Here is a 15,695-nt window from a genome sequence, read left to right on the forward strand (position 1 = left end):
GCGCGAGGCAGAGCCTCGCAAAACCACCCTTCACCTTGCCGCTGGGTTCATTCTGCGCGATAGATTGCGGCGAGGCACCGGAGGGCTTTGCATGAAAATCGCCACGTTCAACATCAACGGCATCAAAGCGCGAGCCGAAGCCTTGCCCCGTTGGCTTGATGACGCCCAGCCGGATGTGGTTCTTCTGCAGGAAATCAAATCCATCGACGAGAACTTCCCCGCCGAACTTTTTGAAGAGCGTGGCTATAATGTCGAAACGCATGGGCAAAAGAGCTTCAACGGCGTTGCGATCCTTTCCAGGCTACCGCTCGAAGATGTCTCGCGCGGGTTGCCGGGGGACGACATGGATGAGCAGGCCCGCTGGATTGAAGCGACTGTCGTAGGGAAACAGGCCCTGCGGATTTGCGGCCTTTACCTACCCAACGGCAACCCGACGCCCGGCCCCAAGTACGATTACAAACTGGCGTGGATGGAGCGGCTTTACGACCGTGCGATAACGCTTCTGGCCGCAGAGGAGCCAGCATTGATGGCGGGCGACTACAATATCATTCCACAGGCGGAAGATGCCAAACGCCCGGATGCGTGGCGTGAAGACGCTCTGTTCCGGCCCGAAAGCCGCGCTGCATTTCGGAGAATCCTGAACCTTGGATTTACAGAAGCATTTCGTGCCGAAACGCAGGGCCCCGAACATTATTCGTTCTGGGACTATCAAGCCGGCGCGTGGAACAGAAATGACGGCATTCGCATCGACCACTTTCTGCTGACACCGCAAGCGGCCGATTTGATGCGCGACTGCAAGATCGACGCCGAGATTCGCGGTCATGAAAAGCCCTCGGATCACGTTCCGGTCTGGGTGGATTTGGATCTGTGACGCCTCAGGCCGTCGCGTCGAACGCATAAATCCAGTCGTAACGCCGACCAAGTCGTGGTCCCATCGCCGTCAAAACCATCTGTGCGGCCAGACGCATCGGCCCCCGAAGGTGAAAGTTGCGCGCGTTGGCCGCAGCGGCATCGACAACATGCCGCGCCCGGGCAAAGCGCGCGCGCTCATACGCCGACAGGCTTTCCTCGAGGGTTGCGTGATCAAACGAACGCGCCAGAACCAAGGCGTCTTCAAGCGCAAGACAGGCACCCTGCGCCATAAATGGCAGCGTCGGATGGGCTGCATCGCCAAGCAAGGCAATACGCCCGTTCTGCCATTTGCGGGCAACGGGACGCAGGAACAGCGCCCAAAGATAGGTCTGCTGAACGTCTTGAAGAACCTCGCGCACCTTTCCGCCGAAATCGGAAAATCGATCGCGCAACTCGTTTGCATCGCCCTGCAGTCGCCAGCCCTCTTCCTGCCAATCTGAACGTTCTTCAATCGCGACGATGTTGAGCAAGCTCTGATCCCGCAGCGGATAGGTCACAACGTGCCGACCTGGCCCAATAGTCAGATGCGCTTTGGGCGCTTTGAGCTGGCGGTCCCATGGAATTGTGGCTCTCCAGGCGACCTGATTGGTGAACCCCAAAATCTCCTCACCGTTGAGCATCGGACGGATAACGCTGCGTCCGCCATCAGCAGCGATCAGGCAATTGACACCCAAAGTCTGACCATTTTCCAACCGAACCTCAACCTGCTCCGAGGTGTCTTCGACGGCCTTCACGCAACTGTTCAGTTTGATCTCGACATGCCCATCGAGCGCTGCGCGTTGAAGCAGGTCGATGAGATCGGCCCTGTGGTAATAATATGTCGGACCCGCCGCCGGAGAGGGTATCCGGCTGATAAAACGACCGTTGCGGTAATCGCGTACAACGGTGCCGTAAGAACGCTGGCCCAGTTTGGGTATGTCAGAAACAACATCCAAAGCCCTCAGGACTTTTATTCCGTTTTCACTGACCTGAAGGCCCGCGCCAATTTCGGCTATTGCCGGTGCCTGCTCAAGCACGACCACATTGGCGCCGCGTTTGCGCAACGCAAGCGCTGCCGCCAAACCGCCGACGCCGGCGCCCACAACCGCAAATTTCAACCCAGCAATGTCCATGACCTCGGTTTATCCCACAAAAAACGCCAGAGCCACAGGCTCTGGCGTCGATTGGTTTTTGTGGTCCGACGCTTAGTCGTCGCGATGAACTTTCTCGCGGCGCTCGTGGCGTTCCTGCGCTTCAAGCGTCATGGTCGCAATCGGCCGGGCGTCCAGACGTTTCAGCGAAATCGGATCACCCGTCATTTCGCAGTAACCGTACTCACCCTCGTCAATCCGGCGCAGCGCCGAGTCGATCTTGGCGACCAGCTTGCGCTGGCGATCCCGCGTGCGCAGTTCAAGCGCGCGGTCTGTTTCTTCGCTTGCGCGGTCGGCAACGTCCGGGATGTTGCGGGTGTTGTCCTGCAGCCCTTCGATTGTGTCGCGGCTGCCCGCCAAAAGTTCATTCTTCCAATCCAACAGCTTGCGGCGGAAATATTCAAGCTGGCGGTCATTCATGAAAGGTTCATCTTCGGCCGGTCGATAGTCTTCCGGCAGAAAAACTTCCTGCTTCATATTGGCTCCCTCGGTATGGCCAGAAACGTCGGTCGCGGTAGTATCACCTGACATTTGGCACCCCCTTCTGCGCAGCGTTTATCTGACGGACGTGGGAATGTCACTACACAAACGTAGACCCGACGCCCCGTTATAATTGCCGGTCTAATTCTGAGACTTATGTGCACAAATCACCGTTTTTCTGTGAAACAGGCGGGGCGATTTCAAGGCGGCCACTGCGATCACGTCGCGGTTGCAACAACGAATCAATGAAATTAACGCACCGTCAACGGCGGGGTCAGATGTTCGGTTGCCGCGGGCCGCTTGTAAATCGGTTCTACGCTCTGTAACCCGGTCACGCAGCGCAAAAAACGATCCGGATGAGGCCCCGATGACCGCACGATTTGAAGGTACCGCAGAATACGTCGCCACGGACGATCTGACGATTGCGGTGAACGCCGCCGTCACGCTGGAACGTCCGTTATTGGTAAAGGGTGAGCCGGGTACGGGAAAAACCGAACTGGCCAAACAAGTGGCCGGTGCGCTTGGGCTCAAGATGATCGAGTGGAACGTGAAGTCCACCACCCGCGCTCAGCAAGGGCTGTACGAATATGATGCCGTCAGCCGTCTTCGCGACAGCCAGTTGGGGGACGCGCGTGTGCACGACGTTTCCAACTACATTCGCAAAGGCAAGCTGTGGCAGGCGTTTGACGCCGACGAAAAGGTGGTCCTGCTGATCGACGAGATAGACAAGGCAGATATCGAGTTTCCCAACGATCTGCTGCAAGAGCTCGATAAGATGGAGTTCCATGTCTACGAAACAGGGGAAACCATCCGAGCAAAGCACAGGCCCATCGTCATAATCACCTCGAACAACGAAAAAGAACTGCCGGACGCGTTTCTGCGTCGTTGCTTTTTCCACTACATCCGGTTCCCGGACGAGGCGACAATGCGCAGAATTGTCGAGGTCCACCACCCCGGTATCAAAAACGCCCTGCTGACGACAGCGTTGACCCAGTTCTATGAAATCCGCGAAACGCAGGGGCTAAAGAAAAAGCCTTCGACCTCGGAAGTTCTGGACTGGTTGAAGCTGCTTTTGGCCGAAGATCTGACTTCCGAGGATTTGAAACGCGACGGGGCCAACGCCCTGCCAAAGCTGCATGGCGCATTGTTGAAGAACGAACAGGACGTGCATTTGTTCGAACGCCTTGCTTTCATGGCACGCAGCAAGAGGTGATCCCGCCACAATTGGTGCTGATCCGCCTATCGTCTCTTGCCATAGATCAAACCGGATGCCAGCATCGTTTCGCATAAGCTCCGGCGCGGTCGGGGATTAAGTTCCGAGCAGACAGGACACTCAATTGCCCGACGCACCATTGATCCGATCATTGCGACCTGACGACCGCGAAGAATGGGCGGATATGTGGCGCGATTATCTGGCGTTCTACGAAACGACGGTCGCGGACGAAATCTATGACATGACCTTTGCGCGACTGCTGGGCGACGATCCGCAGGATTTTTCGTGCTTCGTTGCCGAAGCGGACGGGCAGCTTGTTGGGCTGACGCATTTTCTGTTTCATCGCCACGCGTGGAAGGCGGAAAACGTCTGTTATCTGCAGGACCTGTTCGCCAAACCCGACGCGCGTGGAACCGGCGTTGGACGTGCGCTCATTCAGGCCGTTTACGATGAGGCGGACCGACAAGGCTCGCCTTCGGTCTATTGGCTGACGCAGGACTTCAACCATACGGCCCGCAAGCTGTATGACCGCATCGGAAAATTGACGCCTTTCATCCGGTATCAGCGATCATGAAGCGGTGGGCGGCGGTATTGATGGCTCTGGGCTTGGCCGGGTGCGACACGGTCGCACCGACGGAATTGCCTACCCGCGAGAAAATGGTCGAAGCTGCCCTGCCCCCGACCCAGAGTTTTGGTGCGACGCGACCCGTTCCTCCGGCCCGGTCGAACGCCAATATCGCGGATGACTTTATCGCGCTGCACTTTGCGCTGGAAAGCGGCGCGGAACTGCCGGTTTTCACGCGTTTTGAAGAACCGATAACGCTGCGCCTGACCGGATCGCCGCCAGCCACGATGCAAGCCGACCTTAATCGCTTGTTGTCGCGATTACGGCGCGAGGCCGGCATCGACATTCAGCAGATCTCCGACGGTCAGGCCAACATCACGATCGAAGCGGTCAGCCAAAAGCAGATCCGCCGCATTCTGCCGCAAGCGGCCTGTTTCGTGGTTCCCAACTCCTCGAGCCTAGAGGAGTATCGCCGCGACCGGCGCAAAGCCAAAAGCAACTGGACCCAACTGCGCAAGCGCGAACGGATTGGAATCTTCATCCCGTATGACGTCAGCCCGCAGGAGATGCGCGATTGCCTGCACGAAGAATTGGCACAGGCGCTTGGTCCGTTGAACGATCTGTACCACCTGCCCGACTCGGTCTTTAACGACGACAACTTTCATACGATCCTGACCGGTTTCGATATGCTGATCCTGCGGGCTGCCTACGCACCGGAATTGCGAAATGGCATGACGCGCGAACAGGTGTCGGCAGTTATGCCCAAGGTCCTGCGTCGACTGAATCCGCGTGGCGAAACCATCGCCAAACAGGCGCAATCCGAAACGCCGCGCGAATGGATCAATGCCGTTCAGAAGGCGCTTGGGCCCGGGTCCCCCTCACCCCGTCGCGTGCGATCCGCGCAAGAGGCTTTGAGGATCGGACAGGCTCAGGGCTGGACCGATCAGCGCCGCGCCTATCCACATTACCTGTTGGGCCGTATGAGTCAGTTCGATGACCCGGATGGCGCGTTGCAGCAATACCAGATCGCGCTGAGATACCTTCAGGCCACCCCCGGAACCGAAGTACACAGAGCGCACATCACGGCCCAGACAGCGGCTTATGAGCTTGCGCAGGGGCGCGGTGCGCAGGTTCTGCCCGAGTTGAACCAGGCCATCGCCGTCATGACACGGGCCGAAAATGCCGCCCTGATGGCCACGCTGATGCTGCTGAAATCCGAAGCGTTGCGTCAGTCCGGTCGGGTCGATCAGGCACGAACCGCCAGACTGGACAGTATCGGTTGGGCGCGGTACGGCTTCGGCTCGGATTTGGTGGTACGCTCGGTGACACAGGAAATCGCTCAGGGTGCCCCGCGCAATACGGGTGGATGACGACAGATGCTGGTGGTTTTGGGAATGGCCCTATTGGGTGCCGTGCTGGGGGCTTTGAAGGCGCGCAAGCGTAATGGAAACGGCGCAGACATGGCGCAATACGCCGCCGGGTATGGCATCGCTTTTGCGTTGCTCGGTCTGATCCTGTCTCTGATCCTTGTGCGGTTCGTGGTTTAGTCAGATGTTCCTGCCGTTCTTCGAAAACCTGCGAAAAACCGGCATTCCCGTGTCCTTACGGGAATACCTGACGTTTTTGGAGGGCATGAAGAAAGGGCTGGCGACCTATGATATCGAGGCGTTCTACTACCTGGCCCGCGTGTCTATGGTGAAAGACGAACGCAATATCGACAAGTTCGACCGCGCCTTTGCCGCCAGCTTTGAAGGGTTGAACGAGATAAGTTTCGAGCAGGTCATGCAAGCTGTCGACATCCCGTCGGATTGGCTGGAAAAGATGGCTGAAAAGCACTTGTCTGACGAGGAAAAGGCTGAAATCGAGGCGCTCGGCGGGTTTGAGAAGCTGATGGAGACGCTGCGTGAACGCCTGCAAGAGCAGCAAGGCCGCCATCAGGGTGGAAACAAGTGGATCGGCACCGCCGGCACCTCTCCGTTCGGGGCATACGGCTACAACCCGGAGGGCGTGCGCATTGGTCAAAAGGAAAGTCGCCACCGGCGGGCCGTGAAAGTCTGGGACAAGCGTGAATTCAAGAACTTGGATGACACAGTTGAACTCGGCACCCGCAACATCAAGGTCGCTCTTAAGCGCTTGCGTCGCTGGGCGCGCGAGGGCGCTGCCGAGGAACTGGATCTGGACGGCACCATCCGCGCGACAGCAGAGCACGGCTATCTGGACGTCAAGACGCGGCCCGAGCGCCACAATGCGGTAAAAGTACTGCTGTTTCTGGATGTCGGCGGGTCGATGGACCCGCATATCAAGGTGGTCGAAGAGTTATTCTCGGCCGCCCGGTCCGAGTTCAAGCATCTGGAATATTACTATTTCCACAACTGTCTCTATGAAGGCGTTTGGCGCGACAACCGCCGTCGCTGGGATCAGCAAACACCCACACACGAAGTTCTGCGCACGTATGGGTCGGACTACAAATGCATCTTTGTCGGCGACGCCTCGATGAGCCCTTATGAAATCGCCTACCCCGGCGGCGCGAATGAACACTGGAACCAGGAAGCAGGCCAGGTTTGGCTGCAACGTGCACGCGAGCAATGGCCATCGAACCTGTGGATCAACCCGGTGCCAAGGAAGTACTGGGATTACACTCACTCGATCGGCATGATCCGCGAAATTTTCGAAACCCGCATGGTTCCAATGACACTGGCTGGTCTGGAGCAGGGCATGCGCGAGCTGACCCGGTAGCAAATTGGTGTTTGCGTAATGGTCCGCGAAGCTTTCCAGATGCGTGCGCTGCGTTCTTTGACGTGACAAGCGCTTTGAGCCGTATCCGCTACTCTGACAATGCACTTTTGGAAAATGGTGCGTTCCTGCATAAGAACTCAGCGTAACGGTCTGTAGCAGTTTGCGGGGCAGCCCAATTATCCTCGATAATTTACACTACCCCAGTTTGCCAGGGGCGGCACACTCTTGCAGAAGCTTGCAAATCGAATGCAGTGTTATGCGTCCAAGACATCTTTCTGCTTTGTGAGTTCGCGGAAATTTCGGACGGTTAGCTCTTCGTGGTTGCTTTCGGCGCCATCATACCAGAGATCCACGAAAGGGTGGATGTTGTCCGGATGGATGTGAAAGCCAAGATTTGAAACCTTTTGGTGGAATCTGTTGCGCTCCACCTCCCAATTGGTGAGAAAATGAATGCCGAAATTGTCGATCAGCGGAACTTCGGTGTGGATATGGCACACAAACGTGCCTTCGGAATTCAGCCTAAGATCGATCTCTTCCAACCGTTCGTGGGCAACGTCGCACTGATCCTCGGGAATTGCTGTCGCAAGTTCACCGATGAGACCTATGGTGACTCGATCTTCGCTCATTTGAAACTCTCCGATTCCTCGTGGATTGACTATGCAAGTTTGAGCCAATCGCCGTTTGGGTTCATTCAATCATCGCCAACCGATGTGGCTTATGGAACAACGCCCAGGGCACTCTGGGGCATTTATCTGGTGGCGGCTTCTCGCAAAGCCGCGCCGATTGCAACCCATTAATTTACCGGCGTTTCTTACCTTGCAGTCTTTACCGAACTGGATGCCGCAGATGCCGACATCAGCCCATGGCCGAAGTCAGCGCCAATGAGACAGTTTGGCCCAGCATTGAGAGACCAAGAACGATCTCTTTCTTGCCGATGATCGCTTGATATTCGTTCGGACTGAGATTTTTGATCGTGCGCTCTTTGCCTCTTTTAAAGAGGCCCTTACACACGCGTACATCTATCTCAAAAGGCGCCAATGGTCGTAACTTTCGACGAAGCAACCTCTTGCAAGTCAATCATTTGGTGCGGACGGAGAGACTCGAACTCTCACGGGTGTTACCCCACAGCGACCTCAACGCTGCGCGTCTACCAATTCCGCCACGACCGCACTGCCAATGACTTGGTAGAGGCGCGTATAGACGTTGATCAGATGGATGTGAAGAGGCAAAAATCGGGATTGGTTTGAATTCATGCCGATCCTTCTTATGTTGCGTTCAGAACCCTTGGCCACATAAACCCGGAGCTGATCATGTCGCCCGCAGATCCCCGCCCGATCATACAAATCGACGTTGTCTCGGACGTGGTTTGCCCATGGTGTATCATAGGGTTTCGCCAATTGGATCTTGCGTTGCAGCAGGAAAATGTTCTGGCGAACCTCAGGTGGCATCCATTCGAACTGAACCCCACGATGGGGCCGGATGGTCAAAACCTGCGTGAACACATTGCCGAGAAGTACGGATCCACTCTGGAACACAGCCAACAGGCTCGCGATCGGTTGACAGCTTTGGGCGTCGATCTTGGATTTACGTTCAAATTCAACGACAACAGTCGGATTTATAATACTTTTTCTGCGCATCAATTGTTAGACTGGGCCGAAGCCCAAGGGCGGCAGCACCCGCTGAAACTTGCGCTATTTGACGCGTATTTCACGCAGCAACAAGACGTGTCGGACCTTGATGTTTTGCTCGGTGCCGTCACGGCGGCAGGGCTGGATACGGATCTTGCGCGTCAGGTTCTGGCCTCGGGCAGTCACGTGGGCTCTGTACGAGAAAAGCAGCAGTTTTGGACAAGCCGCGGGATCTCGGGCGTGCCGTCGATGGTGTTTGGCGGCAAATACCTTTTGACCGGCGCGCAGGGAACTGAGACCTATGCGCAGGTTCTCAAGCGTTGCCGGGCCGAAGCCGCCTGATCCCTTTCCCCTGCCCGCTGAACTGTCTAAGGACGTGTCATGGAATGGAAGACGACTGACGGGCTGACCGATTACGACGACGCCGTCGCCTTTATGGAGGCGCGCGTGGCAGCGATAGCTGCGGGAGAGGCCGATGAGTGTATCTGGTTGCTGGAGCATCCGCCGCTTTATACGGCAGGCACGTCAGCGCGGATTGAGGACCTGACTGATCCTGACCGATTTCCAGTCTACCAAAGCAAGCGCGGCGGGCAGTACACCTATCATGGGCCGGGTCAGCGCGTGATTTACGTGATGCTGGACGTGGGAAAGCGCGGGCATGATGTGCGTCGCTTCGTCAAACAGCTCGAGACCTGGGTGATTGACGCGTTGGATGAATTCAACGTCAAGGGCGAGATACGCGATGGGCGTGTTGGCGTCTGGGTTCAGCGTAACGAAAAACCGTTGACCGCACTGGGCAACCCCGCCGAGGACAAGATAGCTGCCATCGGCATACGTTTGCGAAAATGGGTCAGTTTTCACGGTATCTCGATCAACGTCGAACCTGATCTGAGCCATTTTTCGGGGATCGTGCCATGCGGGATTCAGGAACACGGCGTCACGTCACTGGTTGATCTTGGATTGCCGGTCACGATGGCAGACGTTGATGTGGCCTTGCAACGTACGTTTGAAGATGCTTTCGCCGATTCAGTTCAAAATTGAGCAAAACTCGAATCGGGAATTGATGTTCATCGGAACGACAATCTGCTTGTCCCGTGCATTCTGTTTCGCAAAGGCGAATTCGTTGCTCATCCGTTAATCAAAAATCGTTTAAAATTCAGGGTTTCTTTACTTCGCACCAATACAAACCAAACCAGACCACGTAGTATGTGATCGCCGTTCACGAGTGAGTGGTGTGTTAACCGGTGATCTCAGGCTTGCCTGCGAAATCCGTCTTGTGATTGGTTACGAGTCTGCCGTTCCGACCCCATATCGGAACGGCAATTCTCGACCGTTTTGTCATGACACTCTGTCGCCCTGCGCGCAACAATTTCACATTTCGGCGCGCTGATTTTTCGCGACACGATTAATGTGCGCTGAATTCAGGGCACGAAAACACAAAAGCAGAAGTTTTGAAGCCTGCCCGGAACGCGGTAACATCAATCCAGTGCGGCCCGGATTTTCTCTGCATGCGCGGCGATCTCGTCAAAATCCCCCATCTGTCCCGGTGGACGCATCGAAACGCCGTCTTGCCGGGGCAAAACATGGAAATGCAGGTGAAAGACCTCCTGCCCGCCTGCGGCCTCATTGAATTGCTGGATCGTGACACCGCCCGCGTCAAAGGCCGTCTTGGCGGCGCGGGCCAGTTTTTGCACCGTTGCGATGACAGAGGCCAGTTGTTCCGGCGTTGCGTCCAGCACATTGCGGCATGGCGTTTTCGGGATCACCAGCAGGTGCCCGTCCGTGCGCGGCATGATATCCATGAAGGCCAGCGTTTCGTCATCTTCGTAAACGCGGGTTGCGGGAATTTCGCCGCGCAGGATCTTGGCAAAGATGTTTTCGGTGTCATAGGCGGTCATTTTTCGGTCTCCGACGTGGTGGCGCTTTACCCTGTTGTGCTGTCGGGTCAGACACGGGTCAAGCCGCGAATTCGGCGCCGACGATCGGCCCTTGAAATTGCATTGAAAGTGACCAGATCAGCTGCGTCGGGCATCAAGAACACGCGCGCAACCCAGGTTGCCCGCGACAATTAATCTTGATCCATATCAAACTCGACCATTGAAGGTCGCCCCTTCGCATTCTAAAACCAGCAGGAATCCCGCGCGCCGGAGAGGTCTGGCTGCGCGGTGCAGTTGCAACAGGAGGCACCTATAATGGCAGACGCAGCCATTCATGGTCACGATCATGAAGACGAGCGCAGCTTTTTCCAGCGCTGGTTCATGTCGACCAACCACAAGGACATCGGGATTCTGTACCTGATCTTCTCGGCTGTCGCCGGGTTTATCTCGGTCGCGATGACCGTTTATATGCGGCTCGAACTGATGCACCCCGGTGTTCAGTACATGTGCCTCGAAGGCTTCATGGCCGATCCTTGCACCCCCAATGGACATCTTTGGAACGTTATGATCACCTATCACGGTGTTCTAATGATGTTCTTCGTTGTCATCCCTGCCCTGTTTGGCGGTTTTGGCAACTATTTCATGCCGTTGCAGATCGGTGCGCCGGATATGGCGTTCCCGCGGATGAACAACCTGTCCTTCTGGCTGTACGTCGCTGGCACCTCTCTGGGTGTGGCCTCGCTGCTGAGCCCCGGTGGTAACGACCAGCTCGGCTCGGGTGTGGGCTGGGTTCTGTACCCGCCGCTGTCGACGACCGAGGGCGGCATGTCCATGGACCTTGCGATCTTCGCCGTGCACGTATCGGGCGCCTCCTCGATCCTCGGCGCGATCAACATGATCACCACCTTCCTGAACATGCGTGCGCCGGGCATGACCCTGTTCAAAGTGCCGTTGTTCAGTTGGTCGATTTTCGTCACATCATGGCTGATTCTGCTCTCGCTGCCGGTTCTGGCAGGCGCGATCACCATGCTGCTGATGGACCGCAACTTTGGCTTCACCTTCTTTGACCCGGCTGGCGGCGGCGATCCGATCCTGTATCAGCACATTCTGTGGTTCTTCGGACACCCGGAAGTGTACATCGTGATCCTGCCCGGTTTCGGCATCATCAGTCACGTCATCGCGACCTTCGCGCGCAAGCCGATCTTCGGCTACCTGCCGATGGTCTGGGCGATCATCGCGATCGGTGTTCTGGGCTTCGTCGTCTGGGCGCACCACATGTACACCGTAGGCATGTCGCTGCGTCAGCAGGCCTATTTCATGCTGGCCACGATGGTCATCGCGGTTCCGACCGGTGTTAAGGTCTTCTCGTGGATCGCAACCATGTGGGGCGGATCCATCGAGTTCAAAACTCCGATGCTGTTCGCCTTTGGCTTCCTGTTCCTGTTCACCGTTGGTGGTGTGACCGGTGTGGTTCTGTCGCAGGCCGGTGTGGACCGCGCCTATCACGACACCTACTACGTGGTGGCACACTTCCACTATGTGATGAGCTTGGGTGCGGTCTTTGCGATCTTTGCCGGCGTGTACTTCTATTTCGGCAAGATGACTGGTCGTCAGTACTCGGAATTCTGGGGTAAGGTTCACTTCTGGATGTTCTTCATTGGTGCCAACCTGACCTTCTTCCCACAGCACTTCCTGGGTCGTCAGGGCATGCCGCGCCGCTATATCGACTACCCCGAGGCATTCGCCCAGTGGAACTTTATCTCTTCGATTGGTGCATTTGTGTCCTTCGCTTCGTTCCTGCTGTTCTTCGGCATCGTGTTCTACGCGCTGTTCCGCGGCGCAAAGATCACCCAGAACAACTACTGGAACGAATACGCGGACACGCTGGAATGGACCCTGCCTTCGCCGCCGCCTGAACATACGTTCGAGCAGCTGCCCAAGCAGGAAGACTGGGATAAGGGCCACGCGCACTGATCTCAAATTAATCCAAAGAAAACCCCGCCTGAATTGGCGGGGTTTTTTCGTTTAGGGCATCGTCTGACCCGCCAGCCCGGCAGGCACGTCGCCAGATCGACAAAAATACGCTATTCTGGTTCGTACAGCTTTTCCGGCAAACCGGAGGGTACAGATGCCAGAAATCGACTTTTGGTTCTCCATTGGCAGCACTTATAGCTTCCTGACGATCATGCGCCTGGACGATTGGTGCAGCGAGCGGGACGCGACCGTTCACTGGCGTCCTTTCAACGTGCGAACGGTGATGTCGGTTCAGCAGAATGTCCCATTTGCCGGCAAGCCGGTGAAATCCGCCTACATGTGGCGCGACATCGAACGGCGCGCGGCCAAGTACCACATTCACGCCAGTTTGCCCGCGCCCTACCCGATTTCCGATCTGCCGCTTGCGAACCAGGTTGCCCTGTTGGGTATGAGCGAGGGATGGGGCCAAACCTTCGTTCAGTCGCTCTATCGCGTCTGGTTCGAGGATGGCGTAGAAGCCGGAAGTGACGCTGCCTTGTCCGAGGCATTGCACCGCTGTCAGCAGGATCCGCGCCTTGTCCTCGCGCGCGCCCGCAGCCCGGATACGGTCAGCGCACTCGAAGCCGAAACGGACACGGCCACCGAACTCGGCGTTTTCGGCGCACCAAGCTTCGTTGTTCGCGGCGAGGTATTTTGGGGCGATGACCGCCTTGACGATGCGTTTTCCTGGGCTCGGGTCGGTCACGTCGTGTAAATTGCTACTTCGACTTTGCAGCAACCTGGGCTAGGTATCGGCCATGCCGTATGAATGGACGCAAACCCACGACGGGGATCAGGAACTGCGCCTTTGGCCCCACAACTCATTACCCCCACGCGGGGCAATGGCGGTGGTTCTGGCCGTGTTCCTGTTCGGCCTGATCCCTCTCTTTGCCGTATTGGGCTCGGTGCTTTTGTGGGGGCTGCTGCCGTTCCTGCTGGTAACGGTTTTGGGACTGTGGTTGGCCTTCGAGATGAATTACCGCGCCCGCAGCGCGTCCGAAGTTCTGACCCTCAGCACCACCCAAGCGCATCTGGTCCATCACGACCCGCGCAAAGGCGATCTGGAATGGTCTTGCAACCGTTATTGGGCGCGTCCCGAGATACACGCTCAGGGCGGCCCGGTTCCCAATTACATCACGCTGGCCGGTGATGGCAGACAGGTCGAAATCGGCGCATTCCTGTCAGAAGAGGAACGCGTGGCATTGTATGATGATCTGGTGCAAAGGCTGCGGGCACCCGCAGCCTGAAATCAGCAGCCGTTTGTTGCCGCGCAAAGGTGATCTTTGACCATTGGTCCGACCTTGCCGAAATCCATTTGGCCGGTGTAGCGGGTTTTCAACTCGCCCATGACCTTGCCCATGTCGCGGATTGAGCCTGCACCGGTGGACGTTATCGCGGTCTGAATCGCCTTGGCGACTTCGTCGTCGTCCAATTGTTTTGGCAGAAACTCCTCGATCACTTCCACTTCGCGCAGTTCACGTTCCGCCAGATCCAGCCTGCCGCCCTCTTCATAGGCGCGTGCGCTTTCCTTGCGTTGCTTGGTCATTTTACCAAGAATTTCAAGGACATCCGAGTCACCGCAACCCTTGGCCTCGTCATTTGCGGTCCCACGTGTTGCGATGTCGCGATCCTTGATCGCGGCATTGATCAGGCGCAATGTCGAAAGCCGCTCGGCCTCTTTGTCTTTCATTGCTTGCTTCAGGGCGACATTCACCCGTGATCGCATATCCATTTGTTGTATCCATCCCCATGGCAAAGGAACCCTGACCATATCGAAACAAAAAGCCGGGCACAATGGTGCACAAGTACAGCTAAGCCATTGATTCTTAACAATAGCCCAAAATTTGAACAGGCTTGACCAGAGCGTGTATCCCCCTTAGGTATGCGTCCGTTTACCTTGCAGGAGAGTCGCGCCATGGCCCAGAACGCCCCGTCCAAGCCCACCGCATGTCTGGCACTGGCCGACGGAACGCTGTTTTACGGTATGGGCTTCGGCGCAACGGGTCAGACCGTGGCCGAACTGTGCTTTAACACCGCCATGACCGGGTATCAGGAGATCATGACAGACCCGTCCTACGCCGGGCAGATCGTGACTTTCACATTCCCGCATATCGGCAATGTCGGCGTGAACCCCGAGGATGACGAAACCGGTGATCCTGTCGCCGCTGGCATGGTGGTCAAATGGGACCCGACCGAGCCGTCGAATTGGCGTTCGGCCGAGGAACTTAAGACCTGGCTGGCGCGTCGCGGTCGCATCGCGATCGGCGGCGTTGACACGCGCCGCCTGACCCGTGCGATCCGCCAGCAGGGCGCGCCACATGTTGCGCTGGCGCATGACCCCGAAGGCAAATTCGATATCGAGGCACTTGTCGCGGCTGCGCGTGGGTTTGCAGGGCTTGAGGGCATGGACTTGGCCAAAGACGTGACCTGCGCCCAAAGCTACCGCTGGGATGAAATGCGGTGGGCGTGGCCCGATGGCTACAAGCGGCATGAAGCGCCAGTTCATAAAGTTGTCGCGCTCGACTTCGGCGCCAAGCGCAACATTTTGCGGTGTCTGGCGTCTGCAGGATGCGACGTGACCGTGCTGCCAGCCACCGCCACAGCAGCCGAGGTTTTGGCACATGACCCCGACGGCGTTTTCCTGTCCAACGGCCCAGGCGACCCGGCGGCGACAGGCGAATATGCCGTCCCGATGATCAAGGAAGTTCTGGACACGACCACCCTGCCGGTCTTCGGAATTTGCCTCGGGCATCAGATGCTTGCGCTGGCTTTGGGTGGCGAGACCGTGAAAATGAACCACGGACATCACGGCGCAAACCATCCGGTCAAGGACCTGGAAACCGGAAAGGTCGAGATCACGTCTATGAATCACGGCTTTGCTGTTGATGCGCAATCACTGCCCGAGGGCGTGGTGGAAACGCATCGGTCGCTGTTTGACGGATCGAATTGCGGGATCCGTATGACGGATCGTCCGGTTTATTCCGTGCAATATCATCCCGAAGCCTCGCCTGGACCACAGGACAGTTTCTATCTGTTTGAGCGTTTCACCGCCGCTATGGCGGAACAAAAAGCGCAGGTTTAATCTGGCATAGTCGCCAATTAACCAGCCGTTAACCCTGTTTCAGCAAACCTGCCGCCTGT

The 15,695-nt window shown here is 56.9% G+C and carries 18 protein-coding genes and 1 tRNA gene; 12 read left to right on the plus strand and 7 right to left on the minus strand.

Translation table 11 applies throughout. The annotated features are described in order from the left end of the window. Window positions 1-91 precede the first annotated feature (91 nt). Window positions 92-871, plus strand: a complete 780-nt coding sequence (gene xth, locus RA28_RS17175) for an exodeoxyribonuclease III (RefSeq protein ID WP_039531262.1) — start codon at window positions 92-94, stop codon at window positions 869-871. A gap of 4 nt (window positions 872-875) precedes the next feature. On the opposite strand, the gene RA28_RS17180 is transcribed toward xth, so the two are convergent. Together RA28_RS17180 and dksA are read right to left on the minus strand one after the other, a co-directional pair. Further along, window positions 876-2,024 (minus strand): FAD-dependent monooxygenase, encoded by a 1,149-nt coding sequence (locus tag RA28_RS17180; RefSeq protein ID WP_039531264.1) that lies wholly within the window; start codon window positions 2,022-2,024, stop codon window positions 876-878. A 72-nt stretch (window positions 2,025-2,096) separates the two neighbouring features. Further along, entirely contained in the window at window positions 2,097-2,519 is a 423-nt protein-coding gene (gene dksA / locus RA28_RS17185) for an RNA polymerase-binding protein DksA (protein ID WP_039531267.1), read from the minus strand. Between the two features lie 370 nt (window positions 2,520-2,889). Between dksA and RA28_RS17190 the strand changes: the two genes are divergently transcribed. The 5 genes from RA28_RS17190 (at window position 2,890) to RA28_RS17205 (ending at window position 7,036) form a co-directional block, all read left to right on the plus strand. Beyond that, window positions 2,890-3,735, plus strand: a complete 846-nt coding sequence (locus RA28_RS17190) for an AAA family ATPase (protein ID WP_039531813.1) — start codon at window positions 2,890-2,892, stop codon at window positions 3,733-3,735. Window positions 3,736-3,919: 184 nt separating this feature from the next. Beyond that, entirely contained in the window at window positions 3,920-4,309 is a 390-nt protein-coding gene (locus tag RA28_RS17195; RefSeq protein ID WP_082029846.1) for a GNAT family N-acetyltransferase, read from the plus strand. Then, window positions 4,306-5,670, plus strand: coding sequence for a DUF2927 domain-containing protein (locus RA28_RS17200; protein ID WP_039531272.1), 1,365 nt, complete (start codon window positions 4,306-4,308; stop codon window positions 5,668-5,670). The genes RA28_RS17195 and RA28_RS17200 overlap by 4 nt, the downstream gene beginning before the upstream one ends. Window positions 5,671-5,676: 6 nt before the next feature. After that, window positions 5,677-5,847: a hypothetical protein gene (locus RA28_RS22870; protein ID WP_193747418.1), complete on the plus strand. Its 171-nt coding sequence runs from the start codon at window positions 5,677-5,679 to the stop codon at window positions 5,845-5,847. A 4-nt stretch (window positions 5,848-5,851) separates the two neighbouring features. Next, window positions 5,852-7,036, plus strand: a complete 1,185-nt coding sequence (locus RA28_RS17205) for a vWA domain-containing protein (RefSeq protein WP_039531275.1) — start codon at window positions 5,852-5,854, stop codon at window positions 7,034-7,036. Window positions 7,037-7,290: 254 nt separating this feature from the next. On the opposite strand, the gene RA28_RS17210 is transcribed toward RA28_RS17205, so the two are convergent. From RA28_RS17210 to RA28_RS17220, 3 genes are all read right to left on the minus strand, one after another. Then, complete coding sequence (locus RA28_RS17210; protein WP_039531277.1) at window positions 7,291-7,662, minus strand: hypothetical protein; 372 nt, start codon at window positions 7,660-7,662, stop codon at window positions 7,291-7,293. 229 nt (window positions 7,663-7,891) lie between these two features. Continuing rightward, window positions 7,892-8,074: a hypothetical protein gene (locus RA28_RS22875; RefSeq protein ID WP_039531280.1), complete on the minus strand. Its 183-nt coding sequence runs from the start codon at window positions 8,072-8,074 to the stop codon at window positions 7,892-7,894. A 44-nt stretch (window positions 8,075-8,118) separates the two neighbouring features. Beyond that, window positions 8,119-8,205 (minus strand) — tRNA-Leu (locus RA28_RS17220). A gap of 141 nt (window positions 8,206-8,346) precedes the next feature. Between RA28_RS17220 and RA28_RS17225 the strand changes: the two genes are divergently transcribed. Continuing rightward, the gene (locus RA28_RS17225; protein WP_039531282.1) at window positions 8,347-9,006 is read left to right on the plus strand and encodes a DsbA family oxidoreductase; all 660 of its coding nucleotides are present in this window, start codon (window positions 8,347-8,349) and stop codon (window positions 9,004-9,006) included. Between the two features lie 39 nt (window positions 9,007-9,045). Continuing rightward, window positions 9,046-9,705: a lipoyl(octanoyl) transferase LipB gene (gene lipB, locus RA28_RS17230; RefSeq protein WP_039531284.1), complete on the plus strand. Its 660-nt coding sequence runs from the start codon at window positions 9,046-9,048 to the stop codon at window positions 9,703-9,705. A 437-nt stretch (window positions 9,706-10,142) separates the two neighbouring features. Here the strand turns inward: lipB and RA28_RS17235 are convergent, their stop codons facing one another. Continuing rightward, window positions 10,143-10,562 carry an HIT family protein gene (locus tag RA28_RS17235; protein WP_039531286.1) on the minus strand — a complete coding sequence of 140 codons (420 nt, stop codon included), beginning with the start codon at window positions 10,560-10,562 and terminating at the stop codon, window positions 10,143-10,145. Between the two features lie 294 nt (window positions 10,563-10,856). On the opposite strand from RA28_RS17235, the gene ctaD reads away from it, so the two are divergent. The 3 genes from ctaD (at window position 10,857) to RA28_RS17250 (ending at window position 13,801) form a co-directional block, all read left to right on the plus strand. Continuing rightward, the gene (ctaD, locus tag RA28_RS17240; RefSeq protein WP_039531288.1) at window positions 10,857-12,515 is read left to right on the plus strand and encodes a cytochrome c oxidase subunit I; all 1,659 of its coding nucleotides are present in this window, start codon (window positions 10,857-10,859) and stop codon (window positions 12,513-12,515) included. A 154-nt stretch (window positions 12,516-12,669) separates the two neighbouring features. Continuing rightward, window positions 12,670-13,269, plus strand: coding sequence for a 2-hydroxychromene-2-carboxylate isomerase (locus RA28_RS17245; RefSeq protein ID WP_039531290.1), 600 nt, complete (start codon window positions 12,670-12,672; stop codon window positions 13,267-13,269). 43 nt (window positions 13,270-13,312) lie between these two features. Beyond that, window positions 13,313-13,801 (plus strand): DUF2244 domain-containing protein, encoded by a 489-nt coding sequence (locus tag RA28_RS17250; RefSeq protein ID WP_039531292.1) that lies wholly within the window; start codon window positions 13,313-13,315, stop codon window positions 13,799-13,801. A gap of 2 nt (window positions 13,802-13,803) precedes the next feature. On the opposite strand, the gene RA28_RS17255 is transcribed toward RA28_RS17250, so the two are convergent. Continuing rightward, window positions 13,804-14,286: a GatB/YqeY domain-containing protein gene (locus RA28_RS17255; protein WP_039531294.1), complete on the minus strand. Its 483-nt coding sequence runs from the start codon at window positions 14,284-14,286 to the stop codon at window positions 13,804-13,806. Between the two features lie 183 nt (window positions 14,287-14,469). On the opposite strand from RA28_RS17255, the gene carA reads away from it, so the two are divergent. Next, on the plus strand, window positions 14,470-15,636 hold the full coding sequence (gene carA / locus RA28_RS17260) for a glutamine-hydrolyzing carbamoyl-phosphate synthase small subunit (protein WP_039531814.1): 1,167 nt from the start codon (window positions 14,470-14,472) through the stop codon (window positions 15,634-15,636). Window positions 15,637-15,695: the final 59 nt, after the last annotated feature.

The sequence above is a fragment of the Ruegeria sp. ANG-S4 genome, from assembly GCF_000814005.1.
GTDB lineage: Bacteria > Pseudomonadota > Alphaproteobacteria > Rhodobacterales > Rhodobacteraceae > Ruegeria.

Excerpts from the sequence above, each read along its gene's own strand:
- xth (WP_039531262.1), top strand. The coding sequence starts at position 92 with ATGAAAATCGCCACGTTCAACATCAACGGCATCAAAGCGCGAGCCGAA.
- RA28_RS17180 (WP_039531264.1), bottom strand. The coding sequence starts at position 2,024 with ATGGACATTGCTGGGTTGAAATTTGCGGTTGTGGGCGCCGGCGTCGGC.
- dksA (WP_039531267.1), bottom strand. The coding sequence starts at position 2,519 with ATGAAGCAGGAAGTTTTTCTGCCGGAAGACTATCGACCGGCCGAAGAT.
- RA28_RS17190 (WP_039531813.1), top strand. The coding sequence starts at position 2,890 with ATGACCGCACGATTTGAAGGTACCGCAGAATACGTCGCCACGGACGAT.
- RA28_RS17195 (WP_082029846.1), top strand. The coding sequence starts at position 3,920 with ATGTGGCGCGATTATCTGGCGTTCTACGAAACGACGGTCGCGGACGAA.
- RA28_RS17200 (WP_039531272.1), top strand. The coding sequence starts at position 4,306 with ATGAAGCGGTGGGCGGCGGTATTGATGGCTCTGGGCTTGGCCGGGTGC.
- RA28_RS22870 (WP_193747418.1), top strand. The coding sequence starts at position 5,677 with ATGCTGGTGGTTTTGGGAATGGCCCTATTGGGTGCCGTGCTGGGGGCT.
- RA28_RS17205 (WP_039531275.1), top strand. The coding sequence starts at position 5,852 with ATGTTCCTGCCGTTCTTCGAAAACCTGCGAAAAACCGGCATTCCCGTG.
- RA28_RS17210 (WP_039531277.1), bottom strand. The coding sequence starts at position 7,662 with ATGAGCGAAGATCGAGTCACCATAGGTCTCATCGGTGAACTTGCGACA.
- RA28_RS17225 (WP_039531282.1), top strand. The coding sequence starts at position 8,347 with ATGTCGCCCGCAGATCCCCGCCCGATCATACAAATCGACGTTGTCTCG.
- lipB (WP_039531284.1), top strand. The coding sequence starts at position 9,046 with ATGGAATGGAAGACGACTGACGGGCTGACCGATTACGACGACGCCGTC.
- RA28_RS17235 (WP_039531286.1), bottom strand. The coding sequence starts at position 10,562 with ATGACCGCCTATGACACCGAAAACATCTTTGCCAAGATCCTGCGCGGC.
- ctaD (WP_039531288.1), top strand. The coding sequence starts at position 10,857 with ATGGCAGACGCAGCCATTCATGGTCACGATCATGAAGACGAGCGCAGC.
- RA28_RS17245 (WP_039531290.1), top strand. The coding sequence starts at position 12,670 with ATGCCAGAAATCGACTTTTGGTTCTCCATTGGCAGCACTTATAGCTTC.
- RA28_RS17250 (WP_039531292.1), top strand. The coding sequence starts at position 13,313 with ATGCCGTATGAATGGACGCAAACCCACGACGGGGATCAGGAACTGCGC.
- RA28_RS17255 (WP_039531294.1), bottom strand. The coding sequence starts at position 14,286 with ATGGATATGCGATCACGGGTGAATGTCGCCCTGAAGCAAGCAATGAAA.
- carA (WP_039531814.1), top strand. The coding sequence starts at position 14,470 with ATGGCCCAGAACGCCCCGTCCAAGCCCACCGCATGTCTGGCACTGGCC.